Source organism: Halobacillus litoralis (assembly GCF_009856355.1).
Classification (GTDB): domain Bacteria; phylum Bacillota; class Bacilli; order Bacillales; family Halobacillaceae; genus Halobacillus; species Halobacillus litoralis_B.
Genome location: NZ_WMEW01000007.1, coordinates 21,311 through 46,658, shown reverse-complemented (window position 1 = coordinate 46,658; position 25,348 = coordinate 21,311). Strand labels below are relative to the sequence as shown.

The following is a 25,348-nucleotide window of genomic DNA, read 5'->3' as shown; positions in this document are numbered from 1 at the left end:
CAGAGAGAAGGCCCCTCCGTCTCTACGTGGTTTTTTACAGCTGATTCGACCAGGGACCGCCTTCCTCAGCCAGTTTAGGGAATTGCTTGCAGCCCTTTTCCCACATTTGGAGAGCCTTCGCCGGCTGACCGGTATGGTAAAGAGCGATGCTGTACCACTTGTAGTACACCCGTCTCCGCACCACCTGCTTATCCTTCAGCGCGCGGAACCGTTCAATGGATTCCTGATAAAACCCTGCCCGTGCCAGCGTTTCTGCTACAGCCAGTTTCTGCTGTTCGTGCATGGGAAAGACATTGCGCAGCTGATGGATATGATGCATAGCTTCCTCCTGCCGCCCATTTTTCAAGTAAAAAACAGCAAGGTTCACATGACTGTGAATGTCGGATGGGTCCTCCGCCAAAATGGAACGCTCGAGGTCCACCGCTTCTTCCTGACTGCCGTTCATATATAGAGCGAAGGCATACTTATGCTGCGCCATCGTAAATTCAGGGAACATGTCCATCATTTCTTCAAGAAGCTGGAGCGCCTGGTCCCATTCTTCCTGCTCCAAATGATAAAAGGCCGTTTCCTGATAGATCAAAAGCTCATCTTCGTCTTCAAAAGCCCACTCGTCCTCATCCTCTTCTTCCTCTTCCTCCAGCGAATCCAGCATTTCCTTCAACTGCTCAGCCGCTTCCTCGAATTCCCCATCACCTGGTTGTTCAAGGTACGTATCGACATACTTTTTCGCATCACTGAGCAGCCCAAGATGAGCGTAATTGTTCGCCATCAAATAATAGCAGTCGACGTATTCTCTGCCAAAATTGGCAAGTACTTCCGTCAACACCTGGTTGGCTGCATGATAAGAGCCAACTTCCGTGTAGACCACTGAAAGCTGGCATGGATATAGAGGTTCTTCGGGAGAGGCTTCGATAGCTTTCTTCAGCCACTTGACAGCGGCATTGAAACGACGCTTCTGAAAAGCCTGAATCCCATGGGTAAAATAAAACTTACCGGATGGCAGAAATGGGATAATGTTCGTATCCTGCCGTGCCGCTGTCCCTTTTACTGATGTTGTCATGACTGTCCCCCTAATACGTATCAAATCTCACTAATTATGCAGTATAACATAAATAGGAAGATAGAAATAGGAGAAAAAGGAATCCGGCTTAGGAATGTCTTTCCTCCAGCACACGAAGAACATCATCAAACGGCACACCACGGTCTGTCAGAATCATCAGAAGGTGGAAAAGAAGATCGGCGGATTCAAGAGCCATCTCGGAAGGGTCATCATTTTTAGCGGCAATAATCACTTCCCCTGCTTCTTCACCGATTTTTTTAGCGATCCTGTCGACACCCTCCTGGAAAAGCTTGGACGTATAAGAGCCTTCCGGAAGAAGAGATTTCCTTTCCGCCAGGACCGATTGCAGTTCATCGAGAATAGCATAGCGGTTTTCCTCAGCTTCTGTGTGTTCTCCGGTCAGTGTTTTAGAAAAACAGCTGTAGCTCCCCGTGTGGCAGGCAGGACCAGCCGGGATGACCTGCAGGAGCAGAGCGTCCTGATCACAGTCATACTTGATCTGTTTCACCTTCTGAGTGTTTCCGGACGTTTCTCCTTTGTGCCACAGCTCTTCTCTTGAACGGCTGTAAAAGACGGTTTCTCCAACCTCCAGCGTTTTTTCGAGGGATTCTTTATTCATATAAGCCAGTGTCAGCACTTCTTTTGAGCGCTCATCCTGGACAATCGCCGGTACTAGGCCCTGCTCGTCAAATTTCACTTCACTGATGTTCATCGGATCGGCACCCCTTTATCTTTTAAGTAACGTTTCACGTTTCCTACAGATGTTTCTTTGTAGTGGAAAATCGAAGCAGCCAGAGCCGCGTCTGCATCCACCTTTGTAAATACATCATAAAAATGCTCACTGGAGCCGGCACCGCCTGATGCAATGACCGGAACGCTTACGACGTTTTGGACAGCTTCCAGCATCGGCAGATCAAAACCAGTCTTTTCCCCGTCCTTATTCATGGATGTCAGCAGAATTTCACCCGCTCCGCGCTTCACCGCTTCCTGAGCCCAGTCGGTCAGGAACCATTCCGTCGGCGTCCGTCCTCCATGGATGTAGACGATCCAGTTGTCGGTCTGCTCATCGTATCTGGCGTCAATGGCCGCGACGATGCACTGGCTGCCAAAATAATCCGCGCCTTCGGTAATTAACTCAGGACGCTGGACGGCGGATGAATTCAAGGATACTTTATCGGCCCCGTTTCTCAGCGCCTCCTTGATATCCTCAAGGGTCCGGATCCCCCCACCGACTGTAAAAGGAATCGCAAGCTCTGAAGCAACCGAGCGGACGACGTCAATCATCGTTTTCTTTCCTTCGTGACTGGCGGATATATCAAGGAAGACGAGTTCATCAGCTCCCTGCTCATCATAAACCTTGGCAAGTTCAACAGGATCTCCGGCATCCCTTATATCAACAAACTGGATCCCTTTGACCACCCGTCCTTCTTTCACATCAAGACATGGAATAATCCTCTTGGAAAGCATTACTCCACCTCCACAGCGAGGGCATCCTGCAGCGTGAACTGATTCGTATACAGCGCTTTTCCTACGATTGAGCCGGAAACATTCCGATCCCGGTACTGTTTTAATTCCTGAAGATCTCCAAGGTCCTTGATGCCTCCGGAGGCAATGACATCGACGCCGGCTTCTTCAGCCAGGCGCACTATTTCTTTCGTATTCGGGCCTGAGAGCATTCCATCTTTAGCAATATCCGTATAGATGAAGGTCCGGGCTCCGGCTTCCACCAGTTCCTTCGCCAGATCAACAGCTTTGATTTCAGACTGTTCCAGCCATCCGGCCGTGGACACAAACCCGTCTCTCGCATCAAGCCCGATGGCGATGCGGCTGCCGTATTTAGAAAGAAGCTCCTTGGTGGTTTCGGTATCACTCACCGCAAGGGAACCAATAATGACACGATCGACGCCTTGATCCAAGTAATACTGAACATCCGCTTCAGACCGGATACCCCCGCCGATCTGAATACGGCAATTCAACTCCTCAGCTGCCTGAAGCACAAATTCAGCATTCTGTCTGGACCCTTCTTTCGCTCCATCCAGGTCCACCATATGGATCCAGGACGCGCCGGCTTCCGCAAACTGCTTCGCAGCATCAAAAGGGTTTTCCCCATAAACGGTCTCTTTATTAAAATCTCCCTGTTCCAATCGCACGCATTTCCCGCCGCGCATGTCGATAGCAGGATAAATCGTAAAACTCATCTCGTACCCCTCCTTATTGTCTGCACATCACCCGGCAGAAATTTTCCAACAGCTGCATCCCTGCACGACCGCTTTTTTCCGGGTGGAACTGACTGGCTACCACGTGATCCCGACCCACAATGGCCGGCACGGCTCCATGATAATCTGCGGTGGCATATAATAGATCCTCATCATCGGTGACAGCGGCATAGGAGTGAACGAAATAGACGTATTCATTCTCCACGTCTGTCAGCAGTTCTTTTTCCGGACGATGGATATTCATCTGATTCCACCCCATATGCGGGACTTTGTAGGCCCGGCCGCTTTCATCCATTCCGGAAAAACGGCGGATCGTCCCGGTGAAGAGTCCAAGCCCATCCGTTTGACCACCTTCTTCACTGCCTTCAAAAAGCAGCTGCATCCCGAGGCATATGCCGTACAGCGGCACCCCTTCGTCTACTTTCTGGTGGATGAAACCGATGAACTGGTGCTCCGCTAATGCCTTCATCGCATCAGGAAAAGCTCCTACTCCAGGAAGGATATACCCATCACATCCATGAAGCTGATCAGGACGGTCCCCGATTTTGTATTCAATATTTAAACGCTCCAATGCTTTGGAAACACTGAAGAGATTGCCCATACCGTAATCGATCACACCAATCATGATTACAAACTCCCCTTCGTACTAGGCACTCCCTGTACCCGTGGATCAATCTGAGTGGCTTCATCCAGCGCGCGTGCCAAAGCCTTAAACATGGCCTCAATAATGTGGTGGGTGTTGTGCCCGTGGTGAAGGACGATATGAAGGTTCATTCTGGCTTCCACCGCCAGCTTCCAGAAGAATTCATGGACATTTTCGGTATCAAAGGTACCCACCCGGTCTTTCGGAAGTTCAGCACGCCATTCCAAATGTGGCCGGTCACTTAAATCAACGGCTACAGTTACGAGCGTTTCATCCATCGGAAGCGTCATCGATCCATACCGTTTCATTCCGAATTTATCTCCCATGGCCCGGCGCAGCGTCTGGCCGAGACAAATACCGATATCCTCGGTTAAATGGTGGTCGTCCACCTCCACATCTCCATAACCTCTGACTGTCAGGTCAAAGAGTCCGTGTTTGGCGAACAGTTCCAGCATGTGGGAAAGAAACGGAACCTGTACGTCCAGATCCGCCCTGCCTTGACCGTCAATTGTAAAGTCGAGGCTGATATCTGTTTCTCTTGTTTTTCGTTCGATGCCGGCGTTTCTTTGTTCTGTCATGTCCAGCGCTCCTTTCTGATTTCAACGGCCCGGGCGTGGCCTTCAAGGCCTTCCAGTCTGGCGAAGCGGGCAATTTTATCTGCATGCGTCTTCAACGCCTGTTCACTGTAAGAGATAATGCTTGATTTTTTCACAAAGTCATCGACATTCAACGGGCTGGAAAAACGTGCGGTCCCATTGGTCGGGAGAACATGGTTCGGTCCGGCGAAATAATCCCCCACAGGTTCACTGCTGTATGGACCGAGGAATATAGCGCCCGCATGCTTAATCTTTCCAAGATCATCAAAAGGGGCTGCAGTCATCACTTCGAGGTGTTCGGGGGCGATTTCATTAACAGCCGCCACCGCTTCTTCATGATCCCTGCACAGAACGATCATCCCATAGTCTTCCACACTTTTCCCGGCGATTTCCTTCCGAGGTAGTTTCTCTACCTGCTGGAGCACCGCTTCCTTGACATCCTCCGCAAGTTCCGGGCTCGTCGTTACAAGGACACTGGAAGAGCGGGCATCGTGTTCAGCCTGGGACAACAGATCTGCAGCGATTTCTTCTGCCTTCGCCGTTTCGTCAGCAAGGACAGCGATCTCACTCGGCCCGGCGATCATATCGATATCTACATCACCGAATACCTCACGCTTGGCAAGAGCTACAAATACGTTCCCGGGGCCTGTGATTTTATCGACAGCCGGAATCGTTTCCGTACCATAGGCAAGAGCGGCAACCGCCTGGGCTCCGCCCACTTTATAGACATGGTCCACACCAAGAATATGGGCGGCCAGCAGCACCCCGTCCGGTACTCGTCCATCTTTACCCGGAGGCGTAACCATGGCGATTTTTTCTACACCGGCTACTTGAGCAGGAATGACGTTCATAAATACGGAAGAGGGATAAGCCGCTGTTCCACCCGGTACGTAAACGCCGGCAGCCTCAATCGGCGTAATCTTCTGTCCGAGCATCGTCCCGTCGGAATTCGTATCGAACCATGAGGAAGTTTTCTGCTTCTCATGGAAGGAGCGGATGTTGGCCGCCGCTTCCTCCAGAATGCTGACAAACTCTCCATCGACGGATTGATAGGCCTGTTCAAACTCTTCTTTCGTTACTTTCATATCTTCAAGGGTGACACCGTCGAACTGTTCGGTAAAAGCTCGTACAGCTTCATCACCCTCATGTTTCACGCGGGCAATGATCGTTTGGACCGATTTCCGCTGCTCTTCTGTCCCCTGGTCAACACTGCGCTTTAATGAAGGCAGGTCCGATTTATTCATGATCCTCATGGGCGGGTCCCCTCCATCACTTCGCTTAAATTGGTGACCATCTGTTCAATCTCTGTACTCTTCAACCGGTAGCTGACAGGATTCACAATCAAGCGTGAGGTGATATCGGCAATCTTCTCATACTCGACGAGACCGTTCTCCTTCAGCGTTCGTCCGGTAGATACAATATCGACAATCCGATCGGCCAGACCAATCAGCGGAGCAAGTTCAATCGAACCATTCAGGGGGATAATTTCAATCTGTTCGCCCTGCTCCCGGAAATAATCGGAGGCGACCTTCGGATATTTCGTGGCAATTTTAGGAGCAATCCGGCTTAACGGCTGATCAGGTAGACCGGCAACCGCTACGTAGCACGGGCTGATCTTCAAATCCAGCACTTCATAGACATCCCGGTCCTGCTCCAACAGGACATCCTTTCCGGCAATGCCGATATCAGCTGCCCCGTATTCTACGTACGTGACTACATCCATCGGTTTGGCCATCATGACCCGGATATTCTGGTCAGGAAACTCGAGAATCAATTTACGGGAATCGTCCAGATCGGCTCCAAGTGAATAGCCGGCCTTTTCCATAAGGGCAGCCGCTTCTTTATAAATCCGTCCTTTCGGCATGGCAATTGTTAAAGGCTTACTCATTCTGATTCCCTCCTTTTTTCGTTAAATCGACCGTTTGGGAAAGCTCCTGCTGGAAAGCCTGAATATCAGGGATCTGATCGACGTGCTGCAGCAGAACGGCGTATCCTTCCCGGCGGTATTTTTTCGCTTCTTCAATGCCGCGGCTGTGTGTTTCATCGTCCACAATGACAGCCATGCGCTCGTCTTCATCCTCCTGGTCATTCAAGGCCTCGACCAAACGCTCCAGGTGAATGGCGAATCCTGTTGCTGATGCGTTCAACTGGAAAGAAGGCAGAAGTGTATCGTAGCGCCCTCCATTACAGAGCATCGCTCCAAGGTGAGGGGCGTATCCTTCGAACAACACCCCTGTGTAGTAATCCATATGGCTGATCAAATTCAAATCAAACTGAATGTACTGCTGTACGCCGTACTGCTCCAGAAGACGGTGCAGCTGCTTCAACTCGTTCACCGCCTGCATGCAGGACTGGTTGCGGGCAAGCGAGCGGCTGTATTCGAAGATTTCCTCTCCGCCTTTTAACGTGAGCAGCTGAAGAAGGGACTGCTTTTTATCCGCCTGGGCATCCAGGGATTTCACGGCTTCTCTATAGCCGACATAATTTTTTCGATAGAGATAGTTCAACAGCTCATCAATGGTTTCTTCATCATCGCCAAGCAGGTCGGTGAAAAAAGCTTTGACATAACCGATATGGCCGACTGTAATGACAAAGTCGTCCAGTCCCGTCTGCTTCAATGAGTCGACAAGGAGAGCGATCACTTCTGCGTCTCCATAGGACGAATGGTCACCGATGAGTTCTGTTCCCACCTGTTCAAACTGCGCGGGCTTTCCACCTTCCGCCTGCTGCGCACGGAAGACCGGGCCGTCATAAGCCAGGCGGAGAGGAAACTCGCTGTTTTTCAGCTGAGAAGCCGCAACGCGGGCGATCGGAGCCGTTAAATCCGGGCGGAGGACAAGGGTATGCCCCTGCTGGTCAAGCAGCTTGAACAGCTGCTGATCAAGCGTTGCACTCACCTGACCGACGGTATCGTGATATTCCATAATCGGCGTATCCATAAACGAATAGCCGTAGGATAAAATGGTTTCAGATAAATTTCTTCTCGCTTTTGATTTCTGTTTATAAAAAAAGGGAAGCGTGTCGCGCATTCCCAATGGTTTTTCAAACATCAGACGTTTCACCAATGGAACCCATCCTTTCGTCAAATCCTTTAGCATGCTAATATGCTAACACGATGAAGATAAAGCGTCAAACAAGAATTCCCATCTGCTTGCATTCTTTTTTATCATAACAGAATCTTTTGAAAAAAACTGGTTCAGCCTCCTCGATAAAAACTGCTCCATTCTATGAGACGTTGGTGTTTTTAGAGTCACAGGACAACGCGTTGCTTGCAGTGTTTCCTTGTGTAACAGTTCATTTTCAAATGGGAGAACGAGTGGATCTTCTAACGTTAACGTCAGCTGTGAAATTATAGAAATTAAAAACACCAGCGACGGCTGGTGTTTAATAGTTCCCGTATTGAAATAAAAAGAGAAAAGCGACAAGGGAGGAAGGAACCTGGTCCCTTACAGACCATTCTACGATAAATCCCGGCATATTCCCGAAACGGTCGGCCGCTTCGGTTGGAATAGCTCCCTGCTTAACCTCCGCCCAGACCCTGCCATTCTCATCTTTCAACTGGTATTGGCCGAGATACCGGTCGCCTTCGAGCTGCCATCGGAGCACATTCCCTTCAATAAAAGCGATGCTCCGCTTCCCACCTGCGCCTTTCCACTCTTTTGTGTAAGCCGTATATCGTCCTTCTTCATTCTGAATATAGCCCCGCCACTTGAAGCCGCCCTTTTTCTCCAGGCGGTACTGAAATGCATGATGCTCATCTTTATAAATAAAAGAACCTGATTTAACAGCCGGAAAAGAAAGCCAGCGGGAAACAACAGCTCCAGGTTTATGTTTCCAATGATGTTCTTCGTCCGCCCGGGCATATCGTTCTCCATTCATATCATAAAGACCCGCCTGATCATCTCTAAGATCCTGCTGGCCGAGATACATCCGCTTCGGGAAAAGAGGATAGGTGGTTTCAACCCCGGAGACCGCTGTCGGAATGCTTGTAAACCTGGACTTTTTGAAATCGTTCATCCCATTGACAAACAACCCCGCTCCCGTTACGAAAAACAAAGGAAAGTAGATCAGGGAAAGAATAAAGGAGGCCTCCTGGTAAAATAAAATGGAAATAAGAAAGAAAATGCCCATAAGCAGCAGTAAGCCGCCCGTTACCACTTGTCTCCTTGCATCTTTTAGCATCAACGCCCGAATATCCGTCATACACGTTCCTCCTTTCTATGTTCTACGCAGGAAAGAAGGAAAAAGTTTCAAAAAAACCGTGCCCTTTTGCCGTTTTCACTTGGTGTGGTTACGAGGAGCGTTCCCCGGCAGGAACAGCACGAGCCTAAGATCCACCAAGAAGCGGAACGTAACCGTACATGTGTCATGCTCACAGCCCAACGATTTCCCAAAGAAACTGAAAACCCGTCCTCCGGAGAGGACGGGTTTATCATTTATACATATTCAACAGGTGTGACGGCTTCTTTTAGAAGCTGATCAAGCTGCTCCGTGTATTCTTTCTTCTGCTCATCTGTATAGTTCAAGGATTCAGCCATATAGTCAATAACGCTGTCCTTATGATCGCGTACCCATTGGATATTGAAGAACAGGGCAGCCGTACGACGGATGAAGAAGTCCACCGGCTTGAAGGTCATTTCCTCTTCAAGAGCATAAGCAAGCTGAGCAAAGACGATTGGATCGATGCCTTCATTCTCCGCTTCCTGCTTACGGTTTTGGAAGTTGTTGAACACTTTATCCACGTTGGCACCGTAAAGCTGGATCAGTTTATCTGCTTCCTCTTTATCGATACCGATGGACTCAGCGATTTTCAAGCGTTCTTCCTTGAACTGCTTGAATCCTTTAGAACCGCCTACTTCTCCTCCGGAAATAGCCATGCGCTTCGTCTCGGAATCAGAATAGCGGACGCCGGTTTCTTCCATCAACTGATCGCGGACAAGATCCACGGCAGTCACAGCCATCTTACGGTAACCTGTAAGCTTACCACCAGCCATGGAAATCAGACCGGAATCAGAAACGAAAATTTCATCTTTACGGGAAATTTCAGATGGATCTTTGCCTTCCTCATGAATAAGAGGACGAAGGCCGGCCCAGCTGGATTCCACATCTTCTTTCGTTGCTTTGACGGTTGGGAACATGTAGTTCATCGCTTTGATAATATAATCGCGGTCCTCTTCCGTCATCGTCGGGTGGGAAATATCCTGATCGTACACTGTATCCGTTGTACCAATATACGTTTTACCGTTTCTAGGAATAGCGAAAATCATACGACCGTCCGGGCTGTCGAAGTAAATCGCCTGCTTCAGCGGGAATACGGACTGGTCGAATACAAGGTGAACACCTTTGGTCAGCTGCAGTGTTTTCCCTTTCTTGGAGCCATCGATTTCACGAAGCTCATCCACCCATGGACCGCCGGCATTGATGATTTTCTTCGCCTTCACGTTATACTGCTCACCTGTGATTAAATCCTCCACTACGGCTCCAACGATTTTACCTTCATCACTGTAGATAAAGTCCACAACTTTGGAGTAGTTGGAAGAGTTGGCGCCATATTCAACCGCTTTTTTCATGACTTCAAGAGTCAGGCGGGCGTCATCTGTTTTATATTCTACGTAATAACCGGCTCCTTTTAATCCATCCTGTTTGATGAGAGGTTCACGCTTAAGCGCTTCTTCTGCACTCATCATGGAGCGGCGCTCGGATTTCTTAACACCAGCCAGGTAATCATAGACGCGCAGACCGATGTTGGTAGAGAACGGGCCGAAGTTTCCACCCTGGTGGAATGGAAGCAGCATCCATTCAGGAGTCGTTACGTGCGGGCCGTTTTCATACACGATTTCCCGTTCTTTTCCGACTTCTGCCACCATCTTAACTTCAAACTGCTTCAAATAACGCAGTCCCCCGTGTACGAGTTTCGTAGAGCGGCTGGATGTTCCGGCTGCATAGTCCTGCATTTCAACAACCGCTGTTTTCATACCGCGGCTGGCAGCATCCAGAGCGATTCCTGAACCGGTAATTCCTCCACCAATAACGAGTACATCCCACTCTTCCTGAGTCAGGCGTTCAAATTGACGTTGTCTTTCCAGGCTTGAAAATGATTGCATATCGATCTCTCCTTCTTCCGTTGTCTTCATTTAATGGTCTGGTACGGGTATTCCCGAAAACGTCGAAAGTTATGTGTGGGAATGTTCTTAAGACGCTGCGGCATAAAAAAAGAGACCACGAAACTCCTTATGCAGTGCATAAAGCTTCGTGGTCTCTCCGCGTCTCCGACCGTGTCCATTAACTTGTACCTTTATTATATCAGAGAGCGGACACGTGTCAAAGATTTATTCTTCAGGCTTGAAGACCCGGGTAGCTTCCACAGCTTTCTGCCATCCTTTATATAGTGTCTGCGTTTTCTTCTCCTCCATACCCGGCTGGAATTCACGCTCCACTTTCCACTGATTTTCGATTTCCCGGCGGTCTTCCCAGAAACCAACCGCAAGACCGGCAAGATAAGCGGCCCCAAGCGCTGTCGTTTCATTGACTTCCGGACGCTCTACATTGACGTTAAGCAGGTCACTCTGGAACTGCATCAGCATGTTGTTTTTCACAGCTCCGCCGTCCACACGGAGGGTTTTCAATTCAAGACCGGAATCTTCCACCATGGCATTGACAACATCTTTTGTCTGGTATGCCAGAGAGTCGAGGGTGGCTCTTACGAAATGGGCTTTCGTCGTTCCACGAGTCAGACCGAATACAGCCCCGCGTGCTTCACTGTCCCAGTAAGGTGTTCCGAGACCGACAAAGGCCGGCACGACATAGACGCCGTCAGAAGAATTCACTTCTCCTGCGACTTCCTCGCTTTGAGGAGATGTTTCAATCATCTGCAGACCGTCACGAAGCCACTGGATCGCTGAACCGGATACGAAGATACTGCCTTCCAGGGCATATTCGACTTTGCCATCCAGCCCCCAGGCCAGGGTTGTAAGGAGACCGTGGCTGGATTTGACCGGTTCTTCTCCCGTATTCATCAACATGAAACCACCGGTACCGTAAGTATTTTTAGCCATTCCTTTTTCAAAACAGGCCTGTCCGAACAGAGCTGCGTGCTGGTCTCCGGCAATCCCTGCGATCGGTACTTCTTTTCCATAGAAATGATAATCAATGGTATGAGCATAAATATCGGAAGACTCCTTCACTTCAGGAAGCATGCTTTCAGGAACGTTCAGCAGTTCCAGGAGCTCCTTGTCCCATTCCAGATCATATATGTTGTACATTAGCGTACGGGAAGCGTTGGAATAGTCCGTAACGTGGGCTTTCTGGCCGGACAGCTTATAAACGAGCCACGTATCGATCGTTCCGAACAGCAGGTCACCGTTCTCCGCTTTTTCTCTTGCTCCATCTACATTGTCCAGGATCCATTTCACTTTCGTCCCTGCAAAATAAGGATCCAGCAATAGACCCGTTTTCTCACGGAATGTATCTTCCAGGCCCTGCTCCTTCAGTTCGTTACAGATGCCCTGGGTCTGTCTGGACTGCCAGACGACCGCTTTATAAATAGGTTTCCCTGTATGTTTATCCCAGACGACGGTGGTTTCACGCTGGTTGGTGATACCGATTCCAGCAATGTCCCCGGCGTCTACATCAGCTAGTCGGAGCACATCGGAAATACAGGCAAGCACAGATGTCCAGATTTCATTGGCATCATGCTCCACCCATCCTCTTTTTGGAAAGTACTGTTGAAATTCCTTCTGCGCCGTCTCAACAATTTCTCCATCGCGGTTGAACAGGATCGCCCGTGAACTCGTTGTACCCTGATCAATTGATAAAATATAATCTCCCATGATAAATCTCTCCCTTTATGCTTGTTTCACTTTTTTTAACTCGACGTTCATTGAGCTGAGAAGAACAGCGGCGATCACCGCAGATCCTACCCAGAACCAGACGGTAAACTGCGCCTGGAAAATGGCCTGATAAAATAATCCGCCATACATTCCACCGATAGCCGGACCGGCCACAGGAATCCAGGAATAACCCCAGTCGGATCCTCCCTTACCTGGGATAGGAAGAACAGCATGCGCCAGTCTCGGCCCCAGATCCCTGGCAGGGTTGATCGCATAGCCGGTTGTAGAACCAAGGGACATCCCGATGGCCACAATCAACAGGCCGACGATAAGTGGATTCAACCCGTCTGTAAATTCATTCGCCCCAATAAACAGCAGCCCCATCACCAGTACAAAGGTTCCGATAATTTCACTGACCAAATTGGAAATAGGACTTCGGATGGCCGGATCCGTACAGAAGATGGACTTGATAGCCAGCTGATCTTCCGTATCCTTGAAATGAGGCAGGTAATGGAAAAACACGATTGCCGCCCCGATGAAAGCCCCCATCATCTGTGCGGTGATGTACAGTGGAACTTTTGCCCACGGAAAATCTCCAACTACAGCAAACCCAAGCGTAACCGCCGGATTAATGTGAGCGCCTGTAACGCTTCCAACCGCATACACGCCCATGGCCACAGCAAGGCCCCAGGCAATTGTAATAAGCACCCAGTTCCCTTCCGCCTTCGTAGCTTTCAAGTTCGCACCGGCTATGACACCGCCTCCAAAAATGATCAAAATCATCGTTCCAATCAATTCACCCATAAATTCCGTCATGTGCCCGCTCCTTTCCGATCTTCAGCGGATACCTGCCAAAAACGCACAATAATCAGTGTTGTAGTTCACTGTGCGTTTTCGTTTTTTCACAGAAGGCGTCTGTATCGTCTATTTGGAAAACTTCCATAAGTCGGTACGAGAAGTAGAAACAGCCGAAGCCCCGGAGGCCAGTGCCTGCTCTACGTCCTCCTGCGTACGGACGAGTCCACCAGCGATGACAGGAACCCCGATCCGCTCTTTTATCTCTTTTATCATTCCCGGCACAATCCCGGGCAAAACTTCGACGTAATCAGGCTCCGTTCTCTGTATCAGCTTCACATTATGCTCAATGGCCTGGCTGTCAATCAGAAACAGGCGCTGCACAGATAAGATATTGTATTTTTTCGCCTGATGAATCACATGCCCTCTCGTGGAAATCACTCCATCCGGCTTAACTTCCTGACCAAGATATTCCATCCCGTAATCATCCGCCTTCAGGCCTTGAATCAAATCCACATGGACCAGGACTTTTTTTCCGGACTTCTGCCCGAGACGAACGAGCTTGCGAAGCAGTCCAAGCCGGCTTTCCAGTAGGATGATATACTCTGTATCCGACTCCAGCAAAGCCTCAAATTCTTTAATTCTCTTCACTGCCGGTAAAACCGTTTGTGTAAAACTCATTCTTCCGCCTCCCGCTGCGCCATCTGCTCTTTCGTATAAATGACCTTCATCGGGTTTCCCCCGACAAAGCTGCCGGGTGGAACATCTTTATTCACCAACGTGCCCGCTGATACAACGGCTCTGTCTCCAATCGTAACTCCCGGAAGAATCGTCGTATTGGCTCCGATCAGTACCTCATCTCCGATGATCACCTCTCCCAGACGGTATTCATCAATCAAATATTCATGAGCGAGGATGGTTGTATTGTACCCAATCACCGTATTATACCCGACTTTTATTTTTTCGGGAAACATAATATCGACCATGACCATTAACGCAAAGGCCGTCTGATCACCGACCTTCATGTTCAAAAACGTGCGGTACAACCAATTTTTCATTCCGAGAAATGGGGTGTAACGTGCCATCTGAATAACGATGAAATTTTTTACGACTTTCAAAAACGGCACGGTTTTATAAATATGCCATAAAGAATTCGCGCCCCTTACAGGATAGCGGTCCGTTTTTCTCATGGATTATCTCCCGGTCATCTGCAGCAGGTCGCGCATGTTGTCCAGCATATAATCCGGATGAAGATCATCCAGTACTTTTCTGCCCTTAACGGTCCACGCTACCCCCGCTGTTTTCGTACCGGCATTCTTCCCGGCTTCAATATCGTGGGTATTATCTCCAACCATGAGAGCTTCCGATGCCGGCGTATCGAGTTCCTGAAGCGCCCGCACAATCGGCTCCGGGTGCGGTTTAGCATTGGTCACGTCATCAAGAGTGACTACCGTTTCAAACAAGCCGTCCAAATTCGTGAGCTCAAGCCCCATATGCACCGTGTTTTTCATCTTTGTCGTCACAACACCAAGCCGGAAGCCCTGCTCCTTCAAGGTGTGCATCGTTTCGACAACTCCATCATAGGCGGTGACATAGCGATCATGGTTTTTGATATTATGTTCACGGTAGGTTTCCACCATTTCCTCCACCTTGTCCGGGTTGATTTTAGCCAGACTCTCTACAAGAGGAGGGCCGATAAAATCTAAAATCTCTTCACGCGTATAGTCTCTGTCCCCGTATTGCGAGATCGTATGGGTGAAGGAGGCGATAATCAGTTCATTCGTATCAATCAGTGTGCCGTCTAAATCAAAGAGAATGGTACGTATGCTCATGTGATGTATCCTTTCTATTGTGTTGTAATTTATTCCAAACAAACCCTACGGCTGCTGTTAAAAGAACAGCTGTCGTCAACCGGATGATGAGAAGCGGCCAGACAGGAATGCCGAGTGGAATGAATACGAGCGTATCTTCAACAACGGCATGACAGGCGACAAGGAAAATGACGGCCAGATACATATCCTTCTTCGATACACCATCTTCCTCCACGGCCTGGATCATTAACCCGGCGCCGTAGGCAAGACCAATGGTCAAGCCGGCGGCCAGCGTCATGGACGTATTCCGCTCCATACCTAAAAACCTGGTGCAGGGAGCGAGCCATTCCGAAAATTTGTCGAGCCATCCTTTTTCCCGCATAAACTGCATCACGACCATCAGAGGAATGACAATAAACGCAAGCTGGATAATCCCCATGCCCGCTGTCTGCACTCCCTGGATGATGATTTCCGTCCATCCTTCCGGTTCAACTGGATTGGATGGGGCCAGGCCGTACTTCGCCTGTGCCTCTCCGCCGGCCCAGAACAAATGGATGAAAAAAGCAGAAAAGAATGCAAGAGAAAGACGAACGCCAATAACAATCCACCAGCTGACGCCCACCTTTTTAGCCACCGTTGATTCAATCAACAGGTTATGGGAAAACGACAGCATGACGGCTAGAATAAACACTTCCTTTACCGTAAAGTCAAAGGAAAGAATCGCAGCGATCCCTGCATACAGATTCAGGAAATTCCCAAGAACTAAAGGAACGGCGGCCTGGCCGGAAAGGCCGAGCCACCCCATCATAGGTTCAAGCTTATCCATCACCCATGGCAGTACAGGAGTGTACTGGAGAATTGTCACAATCAGGGTTACGGGAAAAATGACTTTTCCCAGTGTCCATGTTAAATCCAGGCCCTTTTTTCCACCACGCAGCAGCGTTCCTTTCATGCTATCGGCTCCCTTATTTTACTTTCTTTCCGTTGTAATATTTATCTGCCATTCCGTTCTTTCTGCGGTAATAGATAAGAACAGCACAGGCAATGACCAGGACGATGGAGATAAATTGAGCCATGCGGATATCTGCAAACAAGTAGAGACTGTCCGTACGTAGTCCTTCTACGAAGAAACGTCCGACAGAATACCATATGACATAGCTTAAGAAAACTTCCCCACGACGCGGGTTAAAGCGGTGACGCAGAACGAGCAGAAGGGCGAAACCGATAATATTCCAGACGGATTCATAAAGGAACGTCGGATGATACACCGTTCCGTCAATACACATCTGCTGGTTAATAAATGCCGGCAGATACTGCATGAAATTTTCGTAAAAGGCCTGTGAAACAGGACCACCATGGGCTTCCTGATTCATAAAGTTCCCCCAGCGGCCGATCGCCTGCCCAAGGATAATACTCGGCGCAGCGATATCCGCCATCATCCAGAAAGAGATTCCTTTAACTTTTGTGTAAATATAAGCGGTCAGTACCGAACCGATCAACGCCCCGTGTATGGCAATTCCGCCTTCCCAGACGGCAAATACCTTCCAGAACGGACCGCCGGCATACCGCTCCCATTCAAAGATTACATAATAAAGACGGGCGCATAAAATGGCCGCGGGTATAGCGAACACAACGATGTCCACCATGTAATCCTTCTTCAATCCCAATCTTTCTGTTTCTCTTGTAGCAATCCATAATCCTAAAAAGGCGCCTGTTGCAATGATCAGGCCGTACCAGTAAATAGAGAGTGGACCCAGTTGAAGAAAGACGGGATCAAGAGGCTGTGCTTCACATGTCTGCATCTTGTCTCCTCCTTATTTTCCCGTTTGATCTTGATCGATCACTTTGGTTAAGCGTTCGGAAAACTCCTCCGCCGCATTGACGCCCATCCGCTTCAGGCGGAAGTTCATCGCTGCCACCTCAATAATGACGGCAAGGTTACGTCCCGGACGGACAGGGATCGTCGCTTTCGGCACATGAACGTCCATAATTTTCATCGTCTCTTCCTCGAGGCCTAGTCGGTCATACTGCTTGTTCTTATCCCAAATTTCCAGATTGATGACAAGGGTGATGCGTTTGAAGCTGCGGACAGCACCAGCGCCGAACAGCGTCATCACATTGATAATACCGAGGCCCCGGATTTCCAGAAGATGCTCAATCAGTGGCGGGCTGTTTCCGATCAGCGTATCGTAATCTTCCTGACGGATTTCCACGCTGTCATCCGCTACTAGACGGTGGCCGCGTTTCACAAGTTCGAGCGCTGTTTCACTTTTACCCACACCACTCTGCCCGGTGATCAACACGCCAATCCCGTAAATATCTACCAGCACCCCATGGATTGCTGTGAACGGGGCAAACTTGGACTCCAGGAAATTGGTCAGCCGGCTGATGACTCTCGTTGTTTTATAGGGCGAAATCATCAGCGGGACGCCCGCTTCCTTCGCTGCTTCAAACAGTTCTTCAGGAATATCCATCCCTCTCGTAATCACAATACCGGGGGTGACGTCCGTGCAGAGTTTTTGCGCCCGCTCCTGACGCTGTTCCTTTGTCAGTTCATTGAAATAGGACAGCTCTGTCTTTCCGAGAAGCTGTAATCTGTCTTTCGGGTAAAACTTGAAATACCCGGTCATTTCTACACCGGGGCGGGATATGTCACTCATATGTATTTCACGGTGAACTCCATCTTTTCCGGTTACTAATTCAAGCTGAAATTGTTCCAGTAAATCTTCTGTGCGGACCTTGCTCATCTTTCCAACAACCTCCATTCATCAATCACTGTCCCCTATTGTAGCATGTTTTGCTGAAATCTTGGATAGGTCTCTCCCGACCAGGGGTCCTTCTCAGTATAGACATAAAACTTGCCACGCGCATAAAAAAACCGTGCGGATTTCTCCGCACGGCTGAATCATCCGTTTTTCATATCTTTTAACAGGCTGTTTAATACCAGGTTCAAGAAAGAAATGATGACAGCGGCAAGAATCGTCATGCCGAACCCATCAATATCAAATGTACTTCCGAGGAACAAGTCAGTCAGAGCCAGTGTGATCGCATTGATCACAAACAGGAAAAGCCCCAGTGAAACAATGGTAATTGGAAGAGTCAAAATGACAAGAAACGGACGGACGACCGCATTAAGGATAGAAAGGATAAAAGCGGCCAGAAGAGCACCACCCACCCCATCAATCTGGACGCTGTCGAGCAGGGCTCCAACAGCAATAATGGCAACAGCATTGACTAAAATATGCAGGAGCCAGTTTTTCATAACACTCACCTCATTTTTTCCGCTGTGTTAAAGCTGGACAGGAGGCTGAATCTTCACTGAACCAGTCTTCGTCTCTGCTTCTATATGATAAACATCTTCAAATTGTTCATACGCTTCAAATTCCAGCGACTTATTCATTACATCTTTCTGGTCTTTCAGGATTTTATAATTATCTAGACCACATTGGAGGGAACCGAATTTCGTTTTCAAAATCCCGTCAATTTTACGTTTCACCGGAAGGGAGACTTCAATGGCCCCTGCCGTCGTTTTCAAAAAGGCGGTGTGAGCCGTACTTCCTTTATGATTGACTGAAATACCGCCGCTCACAGAAGATCCATCAACTTTTCCGAAGGTTCCTTCCAGAGTCACCGGCCCGTTGATCGTGTCTGCTTCCACCTGCTCAAACTCACCTTCTTCAAGCTTGATCGGTCCATTAGCCGTATGAATTTTGCAGCTCCCGCCTTTGAGCCGGGATCCTTTGACAGGGCCATTGGAGGTCTTCAAATGGAAATGCTGCGCTTCCAAACCTTCCGCATGGATCGAGCCGTTCTGAAGCTGGGCTTTCATAAATTCATAGAAACGTTTCGGTAAGTAAAGGTCCGTATGCATCTTGATCTTCTTGGAAGGACTGGCCAATCGAAGCAGTCCATATTTAATGTCAAACTGGACATCTCCATGAAAACGTTCCCTTGCTTCTTCTTCCGTGCCTGCCTGATATACTTTCACTCTGGAGGATGCCCTCGCCTGGTTTTCCTCCCATGTGTAAACATTCAGGGAGCCATTGGCAATCATCAAATCGACTTCCTTCAATTCTTCAGCGTCGAGAAAAGATTCCTCTTCAATCTCCACCGATTCTCCGAAAGCAAGGTCAAAGTCGGCATTTTTAATTTTATCCACTGCGTCATCGAGAAAATTCATGATGCCGTACTTTTTCTTCTCCTGCTGCTCGTCCCCTTCATGCTCCAGAGCACTCAGGAGCTTCGCGCCTTCTTCTGCATTGATTGTACCCTTTTCAATCATCTCCAATATTTTCATACGTTCTTCATTTACCGGCATAAGTTCACTCTCCTTTACCTGTCTATGTACGTTGTTCCCATAACAAAAGATTCAAAAACTAAAAAACCATGGATCGGACGTTGATGTCTGATCCATGGTTGATGTCTTAAAAGTGACAGCGGTAAAAACGTTCGGTTTTCAATCGTTCCAGCTGTTCGGCAGCCTGATCGTGATTTTCGATCAAGCTCATCATTCCGTCTGCCTGGGAAAGATGGGCCTGAATTGCCGCAAGCTTCCGTTCCCAATAAGGGCGGATGTCATATACGATGTCCGGTTCCCCTAATACATCGGCATGATTGTTGGAGATGGCATGCATCCATACATCAGGACGTGATGCTTCATCCATCGACTTCACAGCCTCAACGGCAGCGGCACCGAGGGCATCATGATCCGGGTGGACGGCATACCCTGGATAGTGCGTAATGACAACTGTTGCCTCAAGCTCCTCCAGTCTTTTCCGTAAATGAGCCGCCACCTGATCTCGGGGCTCAAATTCAAGTGTCTTATCCCTGTAACCGAGAAATTCGACGTCAATGTCGAGCTGAGCAGCAGCTTCCTTCAATTCTTCTCTGCGGAATGTGGACAATGTTTCCCTGTTGGCAAACACAGGACTTCCCATGTTCCGGCCCATTTCTCCCAGCGTGCCACACAGGTAAGTGACTGGTACGCCTTCATCCCTGAATTTAGAGATGGTGCCGGAAGCCCCGAAGGATTCGTCATCCGGATGCGGGAAAATCACGACGACATGGCCTTCACTCATCCGGATCCGCCCCATGTGAGAACGGAGTCTCGCTGATTTCCAGCGCGACCATCAAGCGGCCTTCGCGGTCATGACCGGCCATCAGCAGACGACCTTTTTCATCGATTTCATAATCACTCAGACCTTCGGCATACACCCACCCCAGATCGAGTTTAAGACCTACACGGTAGGCACCGCCTGTGCTGACGATTTTTCCGTGTTGATAAGAAACTTCTGCATTGCGGATGAAAGCCCCTACGTTATAGGCATTCTCATCAAAATGACTTGCATAGGCACCGTTGGTTGTTTCCAAGTGCACATATACCGTTTTATCAGCTAATTGGTTGATTTTATCCTGAACTTTGTTCGGTTGTATTGATTCCACTAGTATTCCTCCCGTCCAACCATTCTTGTTTAACGATACTCAATTTGGCGGCGGGCGTCAAAACATCTACTTGCCGGCCACTTGTTCACGACTGTCCATCTGTTTCTCCATCCGTTCACGGTCTCTCTCCAGGACAGGCTTCAAATAACGTCCTGTGTAGGAAATCTCCTGTTCAGCCACATGCTCCGGCGTACCACTCGCGATAATACGTCCGCCATTTTCTCCGCCTTCCGGCCCCAGATCGATAATGTGATCCGCTTCTTTGATGACATCAAGATTGTGTTCAATGACAAGAACGGAATCCCCGTTATCCACCAGACGCTGGAGAACTTTCAGCAGCCGGGAGATATCATCCACATGAAGACCAGTGGTCGGCTCATCCAGGATGTAGAAGGATTTTCCATTGGAGCGGCGGTGCAGTTCGCTCGCAAGCTTCACCCGCTGGGCTTCCCCGCCGGACAATGTCGTAGCCGGCTGCCCCAATTTAATATAATCGAGACCCACATCCGCAACCGTCTGCAGTTTGCGTTTGATTTTCGGGATGTTGGCGAAAAAGTCCAGCGCTTCTTCGATGGTCATCGCGAGAACGTCTGCGATGCTCTTGTTTTTATATTTCACTTCGAGGGTTTCCCTGTTGTACCGTTTTCCGTCACAGACTTCGCACGGAACATAAACGTCCGGGAGGAAGTGCATTTCTATTTTAATGATCCCATCCCCGCGGCAGGCTTCACAACGCCCGCCTTTAACGTTAAAGCTGAACCGCCCTTTTTTGTAACCACGGATTTTCGCCTCGTTCGTCTGGGCAAAAACATCACGGATATCGTCAAAAACACCTGTATAGGTCGCCGGGTTGGATCTTGGTGTACGTCCAATCGGAGACTGGTCGATATCAATGACTTTGTCCAGCTGGTCGATCCCTTCTACGGATTTATGCTGTCCCGGCTTCTGCTTTCCATTATGAAGCTTCATGGACAACGTTTTGTAGAGGATTTCGTTAATCAAGGTACTTTTACCAGACCCTGACACTCCCGTGACCGCTGTAAAGACACCGAGAGGTATTTCTGCATTGACTTTTTTCAGGTTGTTTTCCTCGGCTCCTGTCACCTTCAGGGAGCGTCCGTCAGATTTCCGCCGTTCAGACGGCAGCGGGATAAATTGACGACCGGATAAATATTGACCTGTCAAGGATTTGCGGTTTTTCATCACCTGCTTCGGCGTCCCTTGTGTAACGATATGGCCGCCATGAGCACCGGCTCCCGGGCCGATATCAATCAAGTAGTCCGCGGCAAGCATCGTATCTTCATCATGTTCCACGACAATCAATGTGTTGTCCAGGTCACGCATCCGCTTCAGTGTATTGATCAGGCGGTCATTATCGCGCTGGTGAAGTCCGATCGAAGGCTCATCCAACACGTATAATACACCTGTAAGCGCAGAACCGATTTGAGTCGCCAGTCTGATCCGCTGGGCTTCCCCTCCGGAAAGCGTTCCGGCAGAGCGGGAAAGGGTCAGGTAGTCAAGACCCACATTGGCAAGAAAGCTGAGGCGCTCACAGATTTCCTTCAAGATCATCCGGGCGATGGTCTCTTCCTTTTCCGTCAGTTCAACGGATTCAAAGAACTCTTTTGCTTCTGTGACAGAAAAGTCCGTCGTTGTTCCGATATGGCGGCCATTGACCAAAACGGAAAGAGCTTCTTCGTTTAAACGGTTGCCTTTACACTTTGGACAAGGCTTCTGAGCCATATATTTTTCCATTTGCTCGCGGATGTAATCAGAACTTGTTTCCCGGTAACGACGGGAAATGTTAGGAATGACCCCTTCAAAGAAAATTTCATTTTCACGAACTTTGCCGAAGTCATTTTCATAACGGAAGTAGACTTTCTCATCCCCACTTCCATAAAGAATACGCTCCTTATGCTCCTCCGGAAGCTCCCGGAACGGTTTGTCCATATCAATGCCGTAATGATCTGCGACACTTTTCAGAAGCTGCGGGTAGTACTGGGAGCTCTGCGGTTCCCATGCTGCAATCGCATGCTGGTTCAAGGAGCGTCCCCAGTCCGGAATAACGAGGTCAATATCGACTTCCAGCTGTGTTCCAAGTCCATCGCAGCGGCTGCAGGCGCCGTAGGGACTGTTAAAGGAGAACATCCGCGGCTCCAGTTCACTGACTGAGAACCCACAGATCGGACAGGCGTGGTGTTCACTGAATGTCAGTTCTTCTTCTCCAATAACATCCACGATTGTATTTCCATTCCCAAGATTCAGCGCCGTCTCCAAGGAGTCGGAAAGACGTCCTTCCACACTGTCTTTAATGACGACACGGTCGATGACGACCTCAATAGAATGCTTTTTATTTTTTTCGAGTTTTATTTCCTCGGAAATTTCGCGCATTTCCCCGTCGACACGAAGACGGATGTACCCTTCTTTTTGAAGCTGTTCAAAAACCTTAACGTGCTCACCCTTACGCCCGGAGACGACAGGGGCAAGAATCTGCATTTTCGTGCGCTCCGGATATTCCATCAGACGATCCACCATCTGCTGGACGGTCTGAGAACTGATTTCAATGCCGTGATTCGGGCAGGTCGGGCGGCCGATTCTGGCAAATAGCAAGCGGAGGTAGTCGTAAATCTCCGTCACCGTTCCGACTGTGGAACGAGGGTTGCGACTCGTCGTTTTCTGATCGATGGAAATCGCCGGGGACAGACCTTCAATGGAGTCTACATCGGGCTTGTCCATCTGTCCGAGAAACTGACGGGCATATGCGCTCAACGATTCTACATACCGCCGCTGCCCTTCTGCGTAAATCGTATCAAAGGCCAGTGACGATTTTCCGGACCCCGACAACCCGGTCATGACGACCAGTTTATTTTTCGGGATATCAATGTCTATATTTTTCAAGTTGTGGGCACGGGCTCCCCGTATACTAATATGTTTGCTCGGCATACTCCATCATCCCTCCGCTTTTAATTCCAGCAGAATGTCGCGCAGCTCAGCGGCCCGTTCAAAGTCGAGATCACGCGCAGCCTGCTTCATTTCTGTTTCCATATTGTCGATCATTTCCTGACGTTCCTTCTTCGTCATTTCTGACGGCTTCTTGCCTGTCTCATAGGTGATATCTTCCTCAGCGACGGCAGTCGCCTTAATGACATCACGGACATCTTTCTTAATGGTCTGTGGTGTAATGCCGTGCTCTTCATTGTAAGCCATCTGTTTTTCACGGCGCCGGTACGTTTCATCGATGGCATACTGCATGGATTTGGTCATCTTATCGGCGTACATGATGACTCTGCCGTTCTCATTACGCGCCGCCCGGCCGATCGTCTGAATCAGGGATCGGTCGGAGCGCAGGAAGCCTTCCTTATCCGCATCCAAAATGGTCACGAGTGATACTTCCGGTATGTCCAGTCCCTCCCGGAGCAGGTTGATTCCTACAATAACGTCATATTTACCGACCCTCAGATCGCGGATGATCTCAATCCGTTCCAATGTTTTAATCTCCGAGTGGAGATACGCTACTTTGATACCGAGGTCCTTCAAGTAAGCGGTCAGATCCTCAGACATTTTCTTCGTCAAAGTGGTGACAAGTACACGCTCGTCCTTATCTTTCCGCTTATGAATCTCCCCGACAAGATCATCAATCTGGCCGTGGATCGGGCGCACTTCAATTTCAGGATCAAGCAGCCCCGTCGGCCGGATGATCTGTTCAATCATTTCAGGGGTATGTTCAATCTCATACGGACCCGGTGTCGCCGATACATAAGCAATGCGGTTGATATGCTCCTCAAATTCAGGGAACATGAGCGGACGGTTATCAAGAGCGGATGGAAGCCGGAAGCCGTGATCGACAAGCACCTGCTTACGGGCGCGGTCCCCGTTATACATCCCTCTCACCTGGGGAAGGGTCACGTGCGATTCGTCGACCATAATTAAAAAGTCGTCGGGAAAGAAGTCAAGCAGTGTATAAGGAGTTGCCCCTTCTTCACGGAATGTCAGGTGACGGGAATAGTTCTCGATACCGGAACAGAATCCCATCTCCCTCATCATTTCAAGGTCATAGTTCGTCCGCTGCTCTAGACGCTGGGCTTCCAGCAGCTTTTCCTGGTCACGCAGTTCTTTTACCCGCGCTTCCATTTCTGCTTCGATGTTGGCAATGGCTTTTTTCAGCTTTTCTTCACGTGTGACGAAGTGGGAAGCAGGGAAGATGGCCACGTGCTCCCGTTCACCGGTCACTTCACCTGTCAGCACATCCACCTCGCGGATCCGATCGATTTCGTCTCCGAAAAACTCCACACGAATGGCATGTTCTTCTCTCGATGCAGGAATGATTTCCACTGAATCGCCGCGCACACGGAACGTACCGCGCTGAAAATCGATATCGTTACGGGCATATTGAATGTCTACAAGTTCGCGGAGAAGCTGATCCCTGTCTTTTTCCATGCCGGAACGGATGGAAAGCACCTGGCTCCGGTATTCTTCTGGAGAACCGAGGCCGTAAATACAGGAGACACTGGCAACGATAATCACATCATTCCGCTCGAACAGGGCCGAGGTCGCCGAATGTCGGAGCTTATCGATTTCATCATTGATGCTCGCGTCTTTTTCTATGAAGGTGTCGGAAGAGGGTACATATGCTTCCGGCTGATAATAATCATAATAGCTGACAAAGTACTCCACAGCGTTATTAGGAAAGAACTCCTTGAATTCGCTGTACAGCTGTCCAGCCAGTGTTTTGTTATGGGCGATAATTAAGGTCGGTTTGTTCACCTGTGCAATGACATTGGACATCGTAAACGTTTTTCCGGTACCTGTTGCGCCCAGCAGTGTCTGGTGCTTTTTCCCGCTCTGGATCCCCTCCACCATTTTCTCAATGGCTTTCGGCTGATCTCCCTGTGGGGAAAATTTCGAAACTAACTCAAACTTCTCATCCACGACGAAAACCTCCGTTCCTTACTAGTT

The 25,348-nt window shown here is 49.2% G+C and carries 25 protein-coding genes; all 25 read right to left on the bottom strand.

The window, feature by feature from the left end:
• Positions 1–34 precede the first annotated feature (34 nt).
• Positions 35–1,060 (bottom strand): tetratricopeptide repeat protein, encoded by a 1,026-nt coding sequence (locus GLV97_RS11285; RefSeq protein WP_160889702.1) that lies wholly within the window; start codon positions 1,058–1,060, stop codon positions 35–37.
• A gap of 88 nt (positions 1,061–1,148) precedes the next feature.
• Entirely contained in the window at positions 1,149–1,772 is a 624-nt protein-coding gene (gene hisIE / locus GLV97_RS11280) for a bifunctional phosphoribosyl-AMP cyclohydrolase/phosphoribosyl-ATP diphosphatase HisIE (protein ID WP_160842187.1), read from the bottom strand.
• The gene (gene hisF / locus GLV97_RS11275) at positions 1,769–2,527 is read right to left on the bottom strand and encodes an imidazole glycerol phosphate synthase subunit HisF (protein ID WP_160889701.1); all 759 of its coding nucleotides are present in this window, start codon (positions 2,525–2,527) and stop codon (positions 1,769–1,771) included. Before hisF ends, hisIE begins: the two co-directional genes overlap by 4 nt.
• Positions 2,527–3,258, bottom strand: a complete 732-nt coding sequence (gene hisA / locus GLV97_RS11270; RefSeq protein WP_160842189.1) for a 1-(5-phosphoribosyl)-5-[(5-phosphoribosylamino)methylideneamino]imidazole-4-carboxamide isomerase — start codon at positions 3,256–3,258, stop codon at positions 2,527–2,529. The genes hisF and hisA overlap by 1 nt, the downstream gene beginning before the upstream one ends.
• 13 nt (positions 3,259–3,271) lie before the next feature.
• Positions 3,272–3,901, bottom strand: a complete 630-nt coding sequence (hisH, locus tag GLV97_RS11265) for an imidazole glycerol phosphate synthase subunit HisH (RefSeq protein ID WP_160889700.1) — start codon at positions 3,899–3,901, stop codon at positions 3,272–3,274.
• A gap of 2 nt (positions 3,902–3,903) precedes the next feature.
• On the bottom strand, positions 3,904–4,497 hold the full coding sequence (gene hisB, locus GLV97_RS11260) for an imidazoleglycerol-phosphate dehydratase HisB (RefSeq protein ID WP_160838324.1): 594 nt from the start codon (positions 4,495–4,497) through the stop codon (positions 3,904–3,906).
• Positions 4,494–5,768 carry a histidinol dehydrogenase gene (gene hisD / locus GLV97_RS11255; RefSeq protein WP_160842191.1) on the bottom strand — a complete coding sequence of 425 codons (1,275 nt, stop codon included), beginning with the start codon at positions 5,766–5,768 and terminating at the stop codon, positions 4,494–4,496. Before hisD ends, hisB begins: the two co-directional genes overlap by 4 nt.
• Positions 5,765–6,403, bottom strand: coding sequence for an ATP phosphoribosyltransferase (gene hisG / locus GLV97_RS11250; RefSeq protein WP_160838320.1), 639 nt, complete (start codon positions 6,401–6,403; stop codon positions 5,765–5,767). Before hisG ends, hisD begins: the two co-directional genes overlap by 4 nt.
• On the bottom strand, positions 6,396–7,577 hold the full coding sequence (locus tag GLV97_RS11245) for an ATP phosphoribosyltransferase regulatory subunit (protein WP_337192771.1): 1,182 nt from the start codon (positions 7,575–7,577) through the stop codon (positions 6,396–6,398). The genes hisG and GLV97_RS11245 overlap by 8 nt, the downstream gene beginning before the upstream one ends.
• A gap of 322 nt (positions 7,578–7,899) precedes the next feature.
• Positions 7,900–8,718: a hypothetical protein gene (locus GLV97_RS11240; RefSeq protein ID WP_160889699.1), complete on the bottom strand. Its 819-nt coding sequence runs from the start codon at positions 8,716–8,718 to the stop codon at positions 7,900–7,902.
• A 233-nt stretch (positions 8,719–8,951) separates the two neighbouring features.
• Entirely contained in the window at positions 8,952–10,619 is a 1,668-nt protein-coding gene (locus GLV97_RS11235) for a glycerol-3-phosphate dehydrogenase/oxidase (protein ID WP_160838314.1), read from the bottom strand.
• 225 nt (positions 10,620–10,844) lie between these two features.
• Positions 10,845–12,344 (bottom strand): glycerol kinase GlpK, encoded by a 1,500-nt coding sequence (gene glpK, locus GLV97_RS11230; RefSeq protein WP_202410631.1) that lies wholly within the window; start codon positions 12,342–12,344, stop codon positions 10,845–10,847.
• A gap of 15 nt (positions 12,345–12,359) precedes the next feature.
• A complete protein-coding gene (locus tag GLV97_RS11225) occupies positions 12,360–13,160 on the bottom strand; it encodes an MIP/aquaporin family protein (protein WP_160838312.1) in 801 nt (266 codons plus the stop codon).
• 108 nt (positions 13,161–13,268) lie between these two features.
• Positions 13,269–13,820 (bottom strand): glycerol-3-phosphate responsive antiterminator, encoded by a 552-nt coding sequence (locus tag GLV97_RS11220; RefSeq protein WP_160838310.1) that lies wholly within the window; start codon positions 13,818–13,820, stop codon positions 13,269–13,271.
• Positions 13,817–14,329 carry an acyltransferase gene (locus tag GLV97_RS11215; protein ID WP_160838308.1) on the bottom strand — a complete coding sequence of 171 codons (513 nt, stop codon included), beginning with the start codon at positions 14,327–14,329 and terminating at the stop codon, positions 13,817–13,819. The genes GLV97_RS11220 and GLV97_RS11215 overlap by 4 nt, the downstream gene beginning before the upstream one ends.
• Before the next feature lie 3 nt (positions 14,330–14,332).
• The gene (gene ppaX / locus GLV97_RS11210) at positions 14,333–14,971 is read right to left on the bottom strand and encodes a pyrophosphatase PpaX (protein ID WP_160838306.1); all 639 of its coding nucleotides are present in this window, start codon (positions 14,969–14,971) and stop codon (positions 14,333–14,335) included.
• The gene (locus tag GLV97_RS11205) at positions 14,946–15,902 is read right to left on the bottom strand and encodes a nucleoside recognition domain-containing protein (protein ID WP_160889698.1); all 957 of its coding nucleotides are present in this window, start codon (positions 15,900–15,902) and stop codon (positions 14,946–14,948) included. The genes ppaX and GLV97_RS11205 overlap by 26 nt, the downstream gene beginning before the upstream one ends.
• A gap of 13 nt (positions 15,903–15,915) precedes the next feature.
• Entirely contained in the window at positions 15,916–16,752 is an 837-nt protein-coding gene (gene lgt / locus GLV97_RS11200) for a prolipoprotein diacylglyceryl transferase (protein ID WP_160889697.1), read from the bottom strand.
• A gap of 12 nt (positions 16,753–16,764) precedes the next feature.
• Complete coding sequence (gene hprK, locus GLV97_RS11195; protein ID WP_160838301.1) at positions 16,765–17,697, bottom strand: HPr(Ser) kinase/phosphatase; 933 nt, start codon at positions 17,695–17,697, stop codon at positions 16,765–16,767.
• 158 nt (positions 17,698–17,855) lie between these two features.
• On the bottom strand, positions 17,856–18,212 hold the full coding sequence (locus tag GLV97_RS11190) for a phage holin family protein (protein WP_160838299.1): 357 nt from the start codon (positions 18,210–18,212) through the stop codon (positions 17,856–17,858).
• A 27-nt stretch (positions 18,213–18,239) separates the two neighbouring features.
• Entirely contained in the window at positions 18,240–19,268 is a 1,029-nt protein-coding gene (locus GLV97_RS11185; RefSeq protein ID WP_160889696.1) for a DUF4097 family beta strand repeat-containing protein, read from the bottom strand.
• Positions 19,269–19,374: 106 nt separating this feature from the next.
• Positions 19,375–20,028, bottom strand: a complete 654-nt coding sequence (gene bshB2 / locus GLV97_RS11180) for a bacillithiol biosynthesis deacetylase BshB2 (RefSeq protein WP_160889695.1) — start codon at positions 20,026–20,028, stop codon at positions 19,375–19,377.
• A complete protein-coding gene (locus GLV97_RS11175; RefSeq protein WP_160838293.1) occupies positions 20,021–20,392 on the bottom strand; it encodes a YojF family protein in 372 nt (123 codons plus the stop codon). The genes bshB2 and GLV97_RS11175 overlap by 8 nt, the downstream gene beginning before the upstream one ends.
• Positions 20,393–20,458: 66 nt before the next feature.
• Positions 20,459–23,335 (bottom strand): excinuclease ABC subunit UvrA, encoded by a 2,877-nt coding sequence (gene uvrA / locus GLV97_RS11170; protein ID WP_160838291.1) that lies wholly within the window; start codon positions 23,333–23,335, stop codon positions 20,459–20,461.
• Between the two features lie 6 nt (positions 23,336–23,341).
• Positions 23,342–25,321, bottom strand: a complete 1,980-nt coding sequence (gene uvrB / locus GLV97_RS11165) for an excinuclease ABC subunit UvrB (RefSeq protein ID WP_160838289.1) — start codon at positions 25,319–25,321, stop codon at positions 23,342–23,344.
• Between the last annotated feature and the right edge of the window lie 27 nt (positions 25,322–25,348).

Coding starts and splice junctions, on each gene's coding strand:
- hprK (WP_160838301.1), bottom strand. CDS start 17,697: ATGAGCAAGGTCCGCACAGAAGATTTACTGGAACAATTTCAGCTTGAA.
- GLV97_RS11285 (WP_160889702.1), bottom strand. CDS start 1,060: ATGACAACATCAGTAAAAGGGACAGCGGCACGGCAGGATACGAACATT.
- bshB2 (WP_160889695.1), bottom strand. CDS start 20,028: ATGAGTGAAGGCCATGTCGTCGTGATTTTCCCGCATCCGGATGACGAA.
- lgt (WP_160889697.1), bottom strand. CDS start 16,752: ATGCAGACATGTGAAGCACAGCCTCTTGATCCCGTCTTTCTTCAACTG.
- hisA (WP_160842189.1), bottom strand. CDS start 3,258: ATGAGTTTTACGATTTATCCTGCTATCGACATGCGCGGCGGGAAATGC.
- ppaX (WP_160838306.1), bottom strand. CDS start 14,971: ATGAGCATACGTACCATTCTCTTTGATTTAGACGGCACACTGATTGAT.
- GLV97_RS11225 (WP_160838312.1), bottom strand. CDS start 13,160: ATGACGGAATTTATGGGTGAATTGATTGGAACGATGATTTTGATCATT.
- GLV97_RS11220 (WP_160838310.1), bottom strand. CDS start 13,820: ATGAGTTTTACACAAACGGTTTTACCGGCAGTGAAGAGAATTAAAGAA.
- GLV97_RS11215 (WP_160838308.1), bottom strand. CDS start 14,329: ATGAGAAAAACGGACCGCTATCCTGTAAGGGGCGCGAATTCTTTATGG.
- GLV97_RS11185 (WP_160889696.1), bottom strand. CDS start 19,268: ATGCCGGTAAATGAAGAACGTATGAAAATATTGGAGATGATTGAAAAG.
- GLV97_RS11240 (WP_160889699.1), bottom strand. CDS start 8,718: ATGACGGATATTCGGGCGTTGATGCTAAAAGATGCAAGGAGACAAGTG.
- glpK (WP_202410631.1), bottom strand. CDS start 12,344: ATGGGAGATTATATTTTATCAATTGATCAGGGTACAACGAGTTCACGG.
- hisG (WP_160838320.1), bottom strand. CDS start 6,403: ATGAGTAAGCCTTTAACAATTGCCATGCCGAAAGGACGGATTTATAAA.
- hisIE (WP_160842187.1), bottom strand. CDS start 1,772: ATGAACATCAGTGAAGTGAAATTTGACGAGCAGGGCCTAGTACCGGCG.
- hisH (WP_160889700.1), bottom strand. CDS start 3,901: ATGATTGGTGTGATCGATTACGGTATGGGCAATCTCTTCAGTGTTTCC.
- hisB (WP_160838324.1), bottom strand. CDS start 4,497: ATGACAGAACAAAGAAACGCCGGCATCGAACGAAAAACAAGAGAAACA.
- uvrA (WP_160838291.1), bottom strand. CDS start 23,335: ATGCCGAGCAAACATATTAGTATACGGGGAGCCCGTGCCCACAACTTG.
- GLV97_RS11205 (WP_160889698.1), bottom strand. CDS start 15,902: ATGAAAGGAACGCTGCTGCGTGGTGGAAAAAAGGGCCTGGATTTAACA.
- hisF (WP_160889701.1), bottom strand. CDS start 2,527: ATGCTTTCCAAGAGGATTATTCCATGTCTTGATGTGAAAGAAGGACGG.
- GLV97_RS11235 (WP_160838314.1), bottom strand. CDS start 10,619: ATGCAATCATTTTCAAGCCTGGAAAGACAACGTCAATTTGAACGCCTG.
- hisD (WP_160842191.1), bottom strand. CDS start 5,768: ATGAGGATCATGAATAAATCGGACCTGCCTTCATTAAAGCGCAGTGTT.
- GLV97_RS11190 (WP_160838299.1), bottom strand. CDS start 18,212: ATGAAAAACTGGCTCCTGCATATTTTAGTCAATGCTGTTGCCATTATT.